Here is a 14,365-nt window from a genome sequence, read left to right on the forward strand (position 1 = left end):
CTTTTATGTTAACATATAAAATTAGCGGTGTCGGGGGTTTGACATTCGCACAAAAACTTTAGCTTTGCCGTACTAAAACGAAAAAAACCAATGAGTGTTCTCGTAAATAAAGATTCAAAAGTTATTGTACAGGGTTTTACCGGTAAAGAAGGTTCATACCATGCCGAGCAAATGATTGCTTATGGCACCCAGTTGGTTGGTGGTGTTACCCCGGGTAAAGGCGGTCAGCAACATTTAGACAGGCCAGTTTTTAACACCGTTAAAGACGCGGTTGACCAAACCGGCGCCGATGTATCTATCATATTTGTACCTCCCGCTTTTGGCGCCGATGCAATTATGGAAGCTGCCGAGGCTGGTATTAAAGTTATTGTTTGTATCACCGAAGGCATCCCTACAAAGGATATGATTGCGGTAAAAGAATATTTAACCGATAAGGACGCACGTCTTATTGGCCCTAACTGCCCCGGCATTATCACTGCCGATGAAAGCAAGATTGGCATTATGCCAGGCTTTATCTTTAAAAAAGGTAACGTAGGCGTGGTTTCAAAATCAGGTACGTTAACTTACGAAGCGGTTGACCAGGTGGTTAAAGCCGGTTTAGGTATCACCACTGCCATTGGTATTGGTGGCGACCCAATTATTGGTACACCAACCAAAGAAGCTGTTGAGCTATTGATGAATGATCCGGACACACACGGCATTATTATGATTGGCGAAATTGGCGGAAGCATGGAAGCTGAAGCTGCCCGCTGGATCAGAGATAATGGCACTAAACCGGTAGTAGGCTTTATAGCCGGCCAAACTGCGCCTCCGGGCCGTAGAATGGGCCACGCTGGTGCTATTGTTGGCGGTGCCGATGATACAGCTGCAGCTAAAATGAAGATCATGCGCGAATGCGGAATCCGCGTTGTTGAATCGCCTGCTGAAATTGGCGCTGCCATGGCTGAGGAATTAGCTAAGTTAGCATAAGGCTAAAAGCCTAAAGCTTTAAAAATATAGATCCTGGTCATGTCTGGCCGGGATTTTTTGTTTGTCTGAACCGGGATTAAACAGATTTATAGATTAACCGGATTTTCTATCAGAATGTCTTAGCTTTCTTTTTTTACCTCCATCTGCACATCTACAATCCGCATATCTGCACATCATCCTCCCTCCGTCAAACCTGTGTAAACATAGCCGGGCAAAACATTTAATACGCCCTATTTGTCGTATATTTATGTAAATGATTAGGCAATTTCAATCGCTAATTCGCCTGATCACTAAATCAAAAATTAAAAAATGGAATACAATAAATTAACGTCCGAAGAAGAATATATCATATTACACAAAGGTACCGAACGCCCGTTTACCGGGGCTTTATTAAATAACCATGCGCAGGGTTTGTACGTGTGCAAAAGATGTGATACACCGCTATATACTTCCGAATCGAAATTTGAGTCGCATTGCGGGTGGCCAAGTTTTGACGACGAGATTCCCGGCGCTGTGAAACGCGTACCGGATGCTGATGGTCGCCGGGTAGAAATTGTTTGCGCCAATTGCGGAGCTCATTTAGGGCACGTTTTTGAAGGTGAATATCTTACTCCCAAAAACACACGTCACTGCGTAAATTCCGTATCGATGAAATTTGTTGGGGCCGAAGACGAAAAATAATTCCTAAAACTTTTAGGAATAACCTGGTCGATAATTTCGGTCCGGGTTATTTTGTTTTTCCACATTTGGTTTCTGGAGGGATATTTTTAGCGTGATTTCGAAATCCTTATTGGTACTTAGCAGGGTCGTTATGCAATTGGCAATAATTGTCGGTGTTAAGTCAAGTAATTTATAATGTTAAATTAATGGTTGGTGCAAGTTTTTACACTATGCATTTTAGTCGGCATTTTTAATTGACTGTAATCAAGTTCATTAATTTTCTTATTCAACACCGGGCTTAAAAAGTAATTGTGCAAAGTGTTAATAACTCGGGCCTTTGTTAAAAACTAACACTAAGATTTTAAGACCTCAAACATTAACTTTGTTCAACAAGGTTCTTACAAAGTATTCAACAGACAGCCGGATGTATTCATCATCCAAAATACAAACACTTTACTGTCAGAGATTTACATAATAAAACCGCGGTTTAGCAATGCTAAATCACGAAAAACAAAAAGCTTCATTTGTCATGAAGCTGGCTTTCGTGTCTGATAATGGTGCGTAGAAATTAAAGGTTAAAAAACAGGGAAACAATGATACAGGAAGACGAAATTTTACTGAGAGAAAACAAGGACAGGTTTGTGATACTGCCTATCAAGTATCCGGCTATTTGGGAAATGTACAAAAAAGCCGAAGCCAGTTTTTGGACTGCAGAGGAGATTGATCTTTCTGACGATTTGAAGCATTGGGAAAATCTTAATTCGGGCGAGAAACACTTTATTTCGCATATCCTGGCATTTTTTGCCGCCAGCGATGGTATCGTTAACGAAAACCTGGCCGTGAATTTCATGAGCGAGGTACAATTACCAGAGGCCCGCTGTTTTTACGGTTTCCAGATCATGATGGAAAACATCCACTCAGAAACCTATGCCCTGTTAATTGACACTTATATAAAGGATGCAGCAGAAAAAGACCGTCTTTTTCACGCCATTGATACTATCCCTTGCGTAACCAAGAAAGCAGAATGGGCGCTACGCTGGATAAACAACGGCAATTTTGCCGAGCGTTTGGTAGCTTTCGCGGCTGTTGAAGGTATTTTCTTCTCTGGTAGCTTTTGCTCTATCTTCTGGCTTAAAAAACGTGGCCTGATGCCGGGCTTAACCTTTAGCAATGAGCTGATCAGCCGTGATGAAGGCTCGCATTGCGAATTTGCCTGCCTGCTGTACAAAATGCTTAACAAAAGATTAAGCGCCGATGCAGTAACCAAGATCATTATCGACGCGGTTGAAATTGAAAAAGAATTTGTTACTGATGCATTACCGGTTAACCTGATAGGTATGAACGCCAAATTGATGAGCCAGTACATTGAGTTTGTGGCCGACAGATGGTTAGGCGAGCTTGGCTACGAAAAACATTACGGCGCCAGCAATCCGTTTGATTTTATGGAAATGATATCACTACAAGGTAAAACCAACTTCTTTGAAAAACGTGTTGGGGATTACCAGAAAAGCGGCGTACTAAACAACGCCGAAAGCAAAGCATTTTCATTAGACGAAGATTTTTAGGCTACAGATGTGAGACATGAGATTTGAGAGAAAATCATGTTAATCTTAAAATCCTATTAATCAAGGTCCAGACAAAAAAAGAATACATCTACACTAAATAACATATATACACTCACTGGTTGGCAACGGTATCCTGCTTATGCTGACTACTAAATACTTAAAAAGATGCTCGTAGTAAAAAGAGACGGTAGAAAAGAGTCGGTAAAATTCGACAAGATCACAGCACGTATTGAGAAACTGTGCTATGGATTTAATTTGGTTGACCCTATTGATGTGGCCAAAAAGGTAATTGAAGGTTTGTTTGATGGTGTAACCACATCTGAACTTGATAACCTTGCAGCCGAAACTGCGGCATCGTTAACAACAAAGCACCCCGATTATGCTTTGTTAGCTTCACGTATTGCGGTATCAAACCTGCATAAAAACACTACCAAGTCTTTCTCAGAAACTATGAAACGTATGTACGAGTACGTTGACAAAAAGACCGGTAAAAATGCTGCCCTGCTTGCAGATGATGTATACGAGATCATCCGCGATAACGCAGAGTTGTTAGACAGCAGCATTATTTACGACCGCGATTTTGGTTTCGATTACTTCGGTTTTAAAACACTTGAAAAATCATACCTGTTAAAGATAGACGGTAAAATAGCCGAGCGTCCGCAGCATTTATTTATGCGCGTATCTGTAGGCATCCACAAAGAGGATGTTGAAAGCGCTATCAAAACTTATAACCTGATGAGCGAGCGCTGGTTCACTCACGCTACGCCAACTTTATTTAACGCAGGTACACCAAAACCTCAAATGTCGTCATGCTTTTTGTTAACCATGAAAGATGACAGCATCGAGGGGATTTATGATACACTTAAACAAACTGCCAAAATTTCTCAAAGCGCAGGTGGTATTGGTTTAAGTATCCACAATGTAAGGGCTACAGGTTCATACATCAGCGGCACAAATGGTACCAGTAACGGTATTATCCCAATGCTTAAGGTATTTAACGATACCGCACGTTATGTAGATCAGGGCGGCGGCAAGCGTAAAGGCGCATTCGCTATTTATTTAGAGCCTTGGCATGCAGACATCTTTGAATTTTTAGACCTGCGCAAAAACCACGGTAAAGAAGAAATGCGTGCCCGCGACTTGTTCTACGCCCTTTGGGTATCTGACTTGTTCATGAAACGTGTAGAAGCAAATGGTGAGTGGACTTTGTTCTGCCCGCATGAAGCACCAGGTTTGGCAGATTGCCATAGCGCCGAGTTTGAAGAACTTTATGAGCGTTACGAAAGAGAAGGCCGTGGCCGTAAAACTATTAAAGCACAGGAACTTTGGTTTGCAGTATTGGATAGCCAGGTTGAAACCGGCACACCTTACCTGTTGTATAAAGATGCTGCCAACGCTAAATCAAACCAGCAAAACCTGGGTACTATAAAAAGCTCGAACCTTTGTACTGAGATCATAGAGTACACATCTGATAAAGAAGTAGCTGTTTGTAATCTTGCATCTTTAGCCTTACCTCGTTACGTTATCAACGGAGAGTTTGACCACAACAAATTATACGAAGTTACTTACCAGGCTACATTAAACCTGAATAAGATCATCGACAATAACTACTATCCAGTTGCCGAAGCTGAATACTCAAACCTGCGTCACCGCCCTATTGGTTTAGGTGTACAGGGATTGGCCGATGCATTTATATTATTGCGTTTACCATTTGAAAGCGAAGAAGCTAAACAACTGAACAAAGAAATTTTTGAAACCATTTACTTTGCAGCCATGACGGCATCAAAAGACCTGGCTATTAAAGATGGTGCTTACGAAACATTTAAAGGCTCGCCTTTATCAAAAGGTAAGTTCCAGTTTGATCTTTGGGATGTAAAACCTGATAGCGGTCGCTGGGATTGGGAAAACCTACGCCTTGATGTAGTGAAACATGGTGTGCGTAACTCATTATTAGTTGCGCCGATGCCAACCGCGTCAACCTCACAAATACTGGGTAACAACGAGTGCTTTGAGCCATATACCTCAAATATTTATACCCGCCGTGTATTAAGCGGAGAATTCATTATCGTAAATAAATTCCTGCTGCGCGATCTGGTTAATCTTGGTTTATGGACACCTGCAATGAAAGATAAGATCATCACTGCAAACGGTTCCATCCAGGATATTGCAGAGATACCTGCCGATATTAAAGAACTGTACAAAACAGTTTGGGAAATTAAAATGCGTAACATTATAGATATGGCTGCAGATAGAGGTGCTTACATCTGCCAGTCGCAATCATTAAACTTGTTCATCAACTCGCCAAACGCTTCCAAACTTACTTCGATGCACTTCTATGCATGGAAGAAAGGCTTAAAAACAGGTATGTATTACCTGCGTACACAAGCTGCTTCGCAAGCTGTTAAGTTTACCGTTGAAAACCAGGGCGGATCAAACATGGAGCCGGTTATACCAGAGCATGTTGACCAATTGGCCGACAATGTACCAGAAGGACCAAGCTGTTCAATGGAAGAAGGCTGCGTTACCTGCTCGGCATAAGTATATCAGTCAATAGACGATAGTCCATGGACCATAGCCAAGCTATAGTTCATGGACTTTTTTGTTTGATGACATTGATATTTTACTATTGATAACAGTATTGCCTAACTTCGCATCCAAAACCATGGTCTATCGACTATGAACCATCGACTAAGAATGCACACCAAACACGAGATCATCCGTTGCGAACGCTGTGAGGCACCATTTGAATGTAAAGCCAATTCATTCACCAAGTGCCAGTGCAGCACCGTGCAGCTCACCCTAAACGAGGTGCAGTACGTAAGCGAGCTTTATGAGGGATGCCTTTGCGCCAGCTGCCTACTGGTTATTCAGCAGGAATATAGGGTGAGTATGGGGTTGGTGTGAGGATTATGCGATTTATTGGGTTACCTATTCGTTTTAAACGAATAAAGTATTTTAAATCCTTGCTTAGATCACCTTCCGATGAAAAGAAATTTAATTCTGATTTTATTCCTTTCTCTTGTTTGCGGCTGTTATGATGTGATTGTTAATCACGACCTGAAAATAAAAAATAACTCCAAAATGAAAATATCTGTACTTTACAGCAAAGTAAAGCAAGGGAAGATCACTGAAAATAACATTGCATTTTATATTACTGATCGAAACATAATTTCCCCCGACTCTGTATATGATATTACGACATTAGGTGGACAGGATGCGTGGCACGAGGTTATTGAAGACAGCCCGGATAAGAAGCTTTTCATTTATGTATTTAATACAGATAGTTTAATTAAATATAACAGTACTCAATATTCAATTAACGATTTAGTGTACTTAAATAAATACTTAAAACGATATGAATACACTGAAAGACAATTAATTGACGATAATTGGAAAATAAACTTCAATTATAAAACACCCATCAATTAATTATCTTTCAGTACCTCTATCCCCCTATAAAGCATCCCCCCATGTTGCTTTATCTTTCAACATAATTTCGCGTAGCATACGCACTTGTGGCATGCCGTTGTCCAGCACCTGGTCGTGGAATTTTTTTAGGGTGAAGTTAGCGCCTTCTTGTTTCTTGTAATCTTCGCGCAGCTTTAATAGCTCCAGTTTTCCGATGGTATAGAACAGGTATCCCGGATCGAACGTACCACGCAGGGCTTCCTGGCGGGATGGCTTATCGCCCTGGTACCAGTTATCCATGAAAAATTTTGTGCCCTCATCTACCGTCATGCCCTGGGTATGGGTTTTAATAGATACGCACAGGCGGCAAAGCCTTAACAAAGCATCGCCAGATTGTGCTAAACGATATTTGGCCGCTTTTACGCTGTCGCCATTACCGCCGTAGCCTTCATCGGCCATCATTTTTTCACAATAATGTGCCCAGCCCTCAATAAAAGCATAGCTGCCAAAGATCTTTTCTATTTTAGTTGCCGATGAAGCATTCAGATGCAAAAACTGTGTATAATGACCCGGGTATGCTTCATGGATGCTCACATTATCGGTGGTGTAAAAATCAAACTGCCTCAGCCAGTCTTCTTTTTGCTGTGCTGTCCATTTTGGGTCTACCGGGGTAATGTAGTAATAGGCCTCAGTAGCGGTAGTTTCAAACGGACCAGGCGTATCCATTGATGCTGTACCGGTGGCACGGGCATATTGCGGTGTTTCCTCCACCTTAACCCTCACTTCAGATGGCATGGTAACAATACTTTTATCAATCAGAAACTGCCTGATCTGCTCCAGTGTTTTTCGCGCACCGGGAATCAGCGTTTCGGCAGTCGGGTGATCTTTTTGTAAATCGTGGTATACATCTACCGGTTTTTTGTTGGGATTGATGATCTTCGCGGCAGCATTAAATGAGTCCTGCTCTTTCTTTAATTCTTTTAAACCAATTTCCAGGATCTTCTCCGGCGTAAGGGTGATGCCCTCGTTATAAAGCAGCATTTTTTGATAATTGGCCTCGCCTATAGCGTAATGGTTATGCGCTTTGGGCAGCTTTTGTTTTTGCAGATAGGTAGCAAAGTCATTAACCGCTGCTATCGCCGCGGTATTTGCAGCGTTAAAGGCTTTCATCAGCGTATCGTTCTTCACATCCTTCAGGGCCACTTTTAAATCGCCGCCCAGGAAATCGGCAGAACCCTGCGCTATTTGGATAGCTGTTTCAATGTATGGTTTAGCTAACGAATCGCTGAGGTTAAGCTTGGCATCGGCCAGTATTTTTGGCGCTTGTTTTTCAATAGCTATGATAGATTTTATGCGCGACTCTATAGGTGCAAAATTGCGCTTAATGTAGATGCTAACGTCAACCGCGCCTGCATAAGTCATCGGATTTTTGGTGTAGGTACCCAAATCATCAAAACTCCAGATCTCCTGTTTTACAGCCGAACGCAATATGCGGTAATCATAAAACACCTTCGGACTGAAAGAAGCGGTATCTGCCGAATCCAATTGTCCGTCGAAATCTTTTAACCGTGCCAGTTCCTTATCAAGCGATGCTTTGCTTATATCGGTAACCTTGCCATCGTATTGGTGATAACCGAGTGCTACACCCTGGGCCGGTCGCCAGGCCAGGTAACCATCAAGATAACTATCTGCCAGCTTTTGAAAAGCGGCGTCACCGGATAAACCTTTAGCTGTATCGGCATGTTTTTGCTGACAACCAAGCAACGCAGCACCAAGAATAATTATGGAAGCAATTTTTTTCATTGTGATTGGGATTGAAAAACTAAGATAAGAGTTTTATGTGGTTATAATAACCCTCGCCATGCAACGGCTTGTTTTCGATATGACATTGTTTTTACACACTATTTGCCGCCCATGTTAATCCTTCGTGTTTTAATTACGTCATATATGTGTACGTTATTTAAATAATAAGATGTACCACTAAAATTACATACCATGAAAAAGAGAATAGTTGCATTAGCCTTTTTAATATCAGCAGTAGTATCGGTAACATCAGGGTGTATGGTACAGGACAGATATGGAGATCACAGGCACCGTCATGACAGGTATCATAACGGCAACGGATATAACAATAACGACCACGGCCATGATCATGATAACCGTGGCTATTAATAAAGAGTAGAGTGATTAGTGTTGAGTTATGTTTAACAAGGCGGTGATTTTTATCATCGCTTTGTTTGTTTAAAGCCGGTTTGGTGTTTACTTTTATAACGCCATGAAAAAACTGATCCTGCTATCTGTTCTTTGCTGTATTACATTATCAACCTTTGCACAAAAGGCTATCGGCACAGATACCGCTTTAAAGTTTAACCAGCGTTATACGAAATGCGAACGAAAATGGGTGGTAATATCAAAAAGCGATACATCGGCTGATTATTCGTTCGGTTACATATATATAGATCAGCAGGCGGGTTTTACTTTCGATTTAAAGGGGACTTTTAAAGTTGATAAAAATAACAGTTATATAGTTGATACAACGACATCAAAAAACAGCTCTATAAAATACCGTATCTCGCCCAATTGGCGACCGGTGGCTCTTATACCCCAGCAGCACTTCAATGAACTGCATATTAAACCACAACCCGACTGGCTGAAATACTACTATACCTACACCGATACCGTTGCCCATAATTACCGCTGGGGATATACCTATAACGATGTTGAAGAACCCACCATCGCCTTAACTTACCTGGAGCCTGCCTATAAGGTCGATGCTAAAAATCCCGGTATAGCGTATGAAATGGCCTACGCCTATAACGCCTTAACCCGCTATGATGATGCGGTAAGAATTATGGAGCCAGCCATTGTGCAAACACCCGGTAACCACTTGTTTTACAAAGAGCTGGGCTTTGCCTATCTGCATAAAGAAGAATACGAAAAAGCCATAGCCACCTATAAAAGAGGACTGGAACATTTTGCAGATAAACCAACAGAATCACGCGGAGAGTTAGCCTACGACATTGCCAGCATCTACAAAAAGCAAAACAACCAACCCGAATACAAAAACTGGATGACGAAAGCCAAGGCCTATACCCCTATGGATTCCAAATATTATAAGTTGATTTTAGATGCAGGGTTTTGAATAAAAAAGTATCTTGTGACTGAATACAAACGGCAACCATTTTCTTTATGATTCGTTACTTTCCTTTAGATAATACCCATAATAAATTATACGCAGAGATAGGTGAAACTATTAAAGAGCATTACCCTATTGGGGTAATAAATGATACTCCCGAATATAAAGAGCATCCCGGCATTAAAAAGATCATGGCTATTATATCGGAAAATGCGGCTCAAAATAAAAAATTCAATAAACCATGGATTGATTTTTTAAAAAAGCTAAGAAGTGGATCCAAAAAAAAGATATACAATAACAGTCTTCTAACAGACGTAGCGTTTAGTGGAGAGTTGATTCTGGAAAGTTATGAGGATAACGCATTATTTAGGACAAAAAAGATCATTTTTTCAGTTAGCTTAATCGCTCCCTTTTTTAGTATATGTGGTGTTGATGAAACCGCTATAAAAGAGCGGGGTGATGGATTTAAACGAGCCTACCCGGCTATTAATGTGATTACAGAATCCCCTTTTGAAGAGTTTGAGAATGACTTTATTTATGTACAAACCGAGATCGAAAAGAAATTTACCGGTTATAAACTCGTTCCGGTAAGGGTTAGTATGTGTCACGTAAAAGACCTGCACACGCCAAACCTTAGTGATAAATTACACAACGCGCTATTTAACGGTTACTTTGATTTTAACCATGTTCAGTTTTTCCGTGGCGAAATGTACTATGGTAGCGGTCCCGGTAATATTACTGTACAAATGTTACCGCCACCACCAATAGTTTAATACTGACATTGGTATCGATAATTTCTCACCTAAACCCAACTCTCCCACCCCGCTCCCCGCACGCCATCAGCCTATTACAAAACTTTTTCTTCTCAACCCCTTGAAAATCAAAAAATAGTACCTACCTTTGCAGTCCTTAAAATAAGGATAAAACAGTAAATACAAAAAAGGAAAAATGCCTACTATTCAGCAATTAGTTAGAAAAGGTAGAGTAGCTCTGGTTGACAAGAGTAAGTCGCCAGCGTTGGACAGCTGTCCACAGCGAAGAGGAGTATGCACACGCGTGTATACCACTACCCCTAAAAAACCAAACTCAGCAATGCGTAAAGTTGCCCGTGTGCGCTTAACCAACGGTAAAGAAGTAAATGCTTACATCCCGGGTGAAGGTCACAACTTACAGGAGCACTCTATTGTTTTGATCCGCGGTGGTCGTGTTAAGGATTTACCAGGTGTACGTTACCACATCATCCGTGGTGCGTTAGATACATCAGGTGTTGCCGGCCGTAACCAACGTCGTAGTAAATACGGAACAAAACGCCCTAAACCAGGTCAGGCAGCTGCACCGGCTAAAGGCGCACCAGCTAAGAAAAAGAAATAATTAAGGAGGATAGAAAGCAATGAGAAAGTCAAAACCAAAAAAGAGAATTATCCTTCCTGATCCACGGTTCAATGATACCATGGTAACAAGGTTCGTAAATAACATGATGTATGATGGTAAAAAATCTACCGCATACGCTATATTTTATAACGCAGTTGATATTGTTGAAAAGAAAACCAGCGAAAGCGGTTTAGAAACCTGGAAAAAGGCTTTAAACAATGTAATGCCAGCTGTTGAAGTAAAAAGCCGCCGTGTAGGTGGTGCAAACTTCCAGGTGCCAACCGAAGTTCGTCCGGAGCGTAAAATTGCTTTGGGTATGAAATGGTTAATCAGCTATGCCCGTCGTCGTGGTGAAAAAACCATGATGGAAAAATTAGCTGGTGAAATCATCTCAGCAGCTAAAGGTGAAGGTGCAGCAGTGAAAAAGAAAGAAGACACGCACAAAATGGCTGAAGCCAACAAAGCGTTCTCACACTTCCGTTTCTAATTAAAAAGGATTACACCGATATAGAAAGGATTACACCGAATATATATTAAGATTACACCGGTTTGTTATGATTGCACAATCAAAATAAGCCGGTGAAATCATTTTAAATCGGTTAAATCCAAAAAAAAACAAAAATGTCAAGAGATCTAAGATTTACAAGAAATATAGGTATTGCCGCTCACATTGATGCCGGTAAAACTACAACTACCGAACGTATCCTTTATTACTCGGGCGTAAGCCACAAAATTGGTGAAGTGCACGAAGGTGCTGCAACAATGGACTGGATGGCACAAGAGCAGGAACGCGGTATTACCATTACTTCTGCAGCTACAACTGTTGATTGGAATTACAGAGGCCAAAAATACCATATAAACATTATTGATACCCCGGGTCACGTGGATTTTACCGTTGAGGTAAACCGTTCATTACGTGTACTTGATGGTTTAGTATTCCTTTTTAGCGCGGTTGATGGTGTTGAGCCACAATCTGAAACTAACTGGAGGCTTGCCAACAACTATAACGTTGCCCGTATAGGTTTCGTTAATAAAATGGACCGTTCTGGTGCCGACTTTTTAAATGTTGTAAAACAAGTAAAAAGTATGTTAGGCAGCAACGCTGTACCTCTTCAGTTACCAATTGGTGCCGAAGATAAGTTTACAGGTGTTGTTGACTTAATTAACTGGAGAGGTATTGTTTGGAATGAGCATGATAAAGGTATGACCTTTACTGAAGTGCCTATCCCGGAGGATATGATCGAGGAAGCAACCGAATGGAGAGAAAAATTATTGGAATCAGTAGCTGAGTATGACGAAAGCCTGATGGAGAAATTTTTTGACGCCCCTGAAACAATCACCGAGCGCGAAGTACTTGATGCTTTACGTAAGGCTGTTTTAGATGCTAAAATTGTTCCTATGGTTTGCGGTTCATCTTTCAAAAACAAAGGTGTACAAACCATGCTTGATTACGTGATGGAATTACTTCCTTCACCTATGGATGTTGAAGGCATCATTGGTACCAACCCAGATACTGGCGAAGAAATCTTGCGTAAACCATCTGAAAAAGAACCATTTGCAGCATTAGCGTTTAAAATTGCTACCGATCCTTTCGTAGGTCGTTTGTGCTTTATCCGCGTATACTCTGGTAACTTAGAGGCTGGTTCATATGTACATAACATGCGTTCAGATAACAAAGAGCGTATTTCCCGTATCTTCCAGATGCACGCTAACAAGCAAAACCCTATCCCTAATGTAGGTGCAGGTGATATTGCTGCGGTAGTAGGCTTTAAGGATATTAAAACAGGTGATACCCTTTGCGATGAGAAACACCCGATCATTCTTGAATCGATGAATTTTCCTGAGCCGGTTATCGGTTTAGCTATTGAGCCTAAAACTCAGGCCGACGTAGATAAATTAGGTATTGCTTTAGGTAAACTATCTGAAGAAGATCCTACATTCCACGTAAAATCAGACGAAGAAACCGGCCAGACTGTAATTTCAGGTATGGGCGAGCTTCACCTTGATATCATCATGGACCGCTTAAAACGTGAGTTTAAAGTAGAGGTTAACCAGGGTGCGCCACAAGTAGCTTACAAAGAGTCTATCACTGGTACTATACAACACCGTGAAACTTATAAGAAACAAACCGGTGGTCGTGGTAAATTTGCCGATATACAGGTTATACTTTCACCAAATGACGAAGGTAAAGAAGGCTTACAGTTTGTGAATGAAATTAGCGGTGGTTCTATCCCTCGTGAGTTTATTCCATCTGTTGAAAAAGGCTTCAGGGCGTCAATGGACAATGGTGTATTAGCGGGTTATCCGTTAACAAGCTTAAAAGTTCGTTTAATTGACGGTTCATTCCACGCTGTCGATTCAGATGCGTTATCTTTTGAGTTAGCTGCAAAAATGGCTTACCGTGAGGCATTGCCAAAATGTAAACCAGTATTACTTGAGCCGATCATGAAAATCGAGATCCTTACCCCAGAAGAAAACATGGGTGATGTAATCGGTGACATGAACCGTCGTCGTGGCCAGCTGTTAGGTATGGATTCACGTGCAGGTGCGCAGGTTATTAAAGCTACTGTACCACTTTCTGAGATGTTTGGTTATGTAACACAGTTACGTACCATTACTTCTGGCCGTGCAACTTCAACAATGGAGTTTGATCACTACGCAGAAGCACCTCGTAACGTACAGGAAGAAGTAGTAGCCAAAGCAAAAGGTAAAAGAGCTGCAGGTAACAACTAAGAATAAATCAATTTGAAGATAAGGCAATTTGAAGATTTGAAAATGATCGTCAAATTGCCAAATTTTCGAATAACAATAAACAATCAGCTTCCCTAATAAATAGCTCTTAGGGTGGCTAAAAAACAAATTAACATGAGCCAAAGAATCAGGATCAAATTAAAATCTTACGATTACAACTTGGTAGATAAATCTGCCGAGAAGATCGTAAAAACAGTAAAGCCAACAGGCGCTGTAGTTAGCGGACCACTTCCGTTACCAACCGAAAAGAAAATTTTCACCGTTTTACGCTCACCACACGTAAACAAAAAGGCACGTGAGCAATTTCAATTATGCTCATACAAGCGCTTATTAGACATTTACAGCTCTAATTCAAAAACTGTAGATGCCCTGATGAAGCTTGAATTGCCAAGCGGTGTTGAAGTTGAAATCAAAGTTTGATAGATGCCCGGCCCACTGAAAGGTGTGCGAAAACATAAAAAAACACCATCCGGTTTCGGATGGTGTTTTTTTGTTTATGTATATT

At 41.1% G+C, this 14,365-nt stretch carries 14 protein-coding genes; 13 read left to right on the forward strand and 1 reads right to left on the reverse strand.

The features are described 5' to 3' along the window. Window positions 1-90 precede the first annotated feature (90 nt). From sucD to BLS59_RS13240, 6 genes are all read left to right on the forward strand, one after another. Complete coding sequence (gene sucD, locus BLS59_RS13215) at window positions 91-969, forward strand: succinate--CoA ligase subunit alpha (RefSeq protein WP_091149755.1); 879 nt, start codon at window positions 91-93, stop codon at window positions 967-969. Between the two features lie 309 nt (window positions 970-1,278). Next, on the forward strand, window positions 1,279-1,650 hold the full coding sequence (locus tag BLS59_RS13220; RefSeq protein ID WP_091149756.1) for a methionine-R-sulfoxide reductase: 372 nt from the start codon (window positions 1,279-1,281) through the stop codon (window positions 1,648-1,650). 572 nt (window positions 1,651-2,222) lie between these two features. Beyond that, complete coding sequence (locus BLS59_RS13225; protein ID WP_162842626.1) at window positions 2,223-3,194, forward strand: ribonucleoside-diphosphate reductase small subunit; 972 nt, start codon at window positions 2,223-2,225, stop codon at window positions 3,192-3,194. 165 nt (window positions 3,195-3,359) lie between these two features. Further along, window positions 3,360-5,732 (forward strand): ribonucleoside-diphosphate reductase subunit alpha, encoded by a 2,373-nt coding sequence (locus BLS59_RS13230; RefSeq protein ID WP_091149757.1) that lies wholly within the window; start codon window positions 3,360-3,362, stop codon window positions 5,730-5,732. 138 nt (window positions 5,733-5,870) lie between these two features. After that, window positions 5,871-6,098 (forward strand): cysteine-rich CWC family protein, encoded by a 228-nt coding sequence (locus BLS59_RS13235; RefSeq protein WP_091149758.1) that lies wholly within the window; start codon window positions 5,871-5,873, stop codon window positions 6,096-6,098. Window positions 6,099-6,176: 78 nt separating this feature from the next. Next, window positions 6,177-6,623, forward strand: a complete 447-nt coding sequence (locus BLS59_RS13240; RefSeq protein WP_091149759.1) for a hypothetical protein — start codon at window positions 6,177-6,179, stop codon at window positions 6,621-6,623. 24 nt (window positions 6,624-6,647) lie between these two features. On the opposite strand, the gene BLS59_RS13245 is transcribed toward BLS59_RS13240, so the two are convergent. Then, entirely contained in the window at window positions 6,648-8,405 is a 1,758-nt protein-coding gene (locus BLS59_RS13245) for a DUF885 domain-containing protein (RefSeq protein WP_091149760.1), read from the reverse strand. Window positions 8,406-8,597: 192 nt separating this feature from the next. Here BLS59_RS13245 and BLS59_RS31600 point away from each other — a divergent pair, with 192 nt between their 5' ends. The 7 genes from BLS59_RS31600 (at window position 8,598) to rpsJ (ending at window position 14,280) form a co-directional block, all read left to right on the forward strand. Then, window positions 8,598-8,774, forward strand: a complete 177-nt coding sequence (locus tag BLS59_RS31600) for a hypothetical protein (RefSeq protein ID WP_162842627.1) — start codon at window positions 8,598-8,600, stop codon at window positions 8,772-8,774. 103 nt (window positions 8,775-8,877) lie between these two features. Next, window positions 8,878-9,744, forward strand: coding sequence for a tetratricopeptide repeat protein (locus tag BLS59_RS13250; protein WP_091149761.1), 867 nt, complete (start codon window positions 8,878-8,880; stop codon window positions 9,742-9,744). Between the two features lie 47 nt (window positions 9,745-9,791). Further along, window positions 9,792-10,511, forward strand: a complete 720-nt coding sequence (locus BLS59_RS13255) for a hypothetical protein (RefSeq protein ID WP_091149762.1) — start codon at window positions 9,792-9,794, stop codon at window positions 10,509-10,511. Between the two features lie 175 nt (window positions 10,512-10,686). Next, window positions 10,687-11,109: a 30S ribosomal protein S12 gene (gene rpsL / locus BLS59_RS13260; protein WP_091149763.1), complete on the forward strand. Its 423-nt coding sequence runs from the start codon at window positions 10,687-10,689 to the stop codon at window positions 11,107-11,109. Between the two features lie 19 nt (window positions 11,110-11,128). Further along, complete coding sequence (gene rpsG, locus BLS59_RS13265; protein WP_091149764.1) at window positions 11,129-11,596, forward strand: 30S ribosomal protein S7; 468 nt, start codon at window positions 11,129-11,131, stop codon at window positions 11,594-11,596. Window positions 11,597-11,730: 134 nt separating this feature from the next. Then, window positions 11,731-13,842 (forward strand): elongation factor G, encoded by a 2,112-nt coding sequence (gene fusA, locus BLS59_RS13270; RefSeq protein WP_091149765.1) that lies wholly within the window; start codon window positions 11,731-11,733, stop codon window positions 13,840-13,842. A 132-nt stretch (window positions 13,843-13,974) separates the two neighbouring features. After that, the gene (gene rpsJ / locus BLS59_RS13275; protein ID WP_022830652.1) at window positions 13,975-14,280 is read left to right on the forward strand and encodes a 30S ribosomal protein S10; all 306 of its coding nucleotides are present in this window, start codon (window positions 13,975-13,977) and stop codon (window positions 14,278-14,280) included. Window positions 14,281-14,365 lie beyond the last annotated feature (85 nt).

Origin of the sequence: Mucilaginibacter pineti (assembly GCF_900101875.1) — a bacterium.
GTDB classification, from domain to species: domain Bacteria; phylum Bacteroidota; class Bacteroidia; order Sphingobacteriales; family Sphingobacteriaceae; genus Mucilaginibacter; species Mucilaginibacter pineti.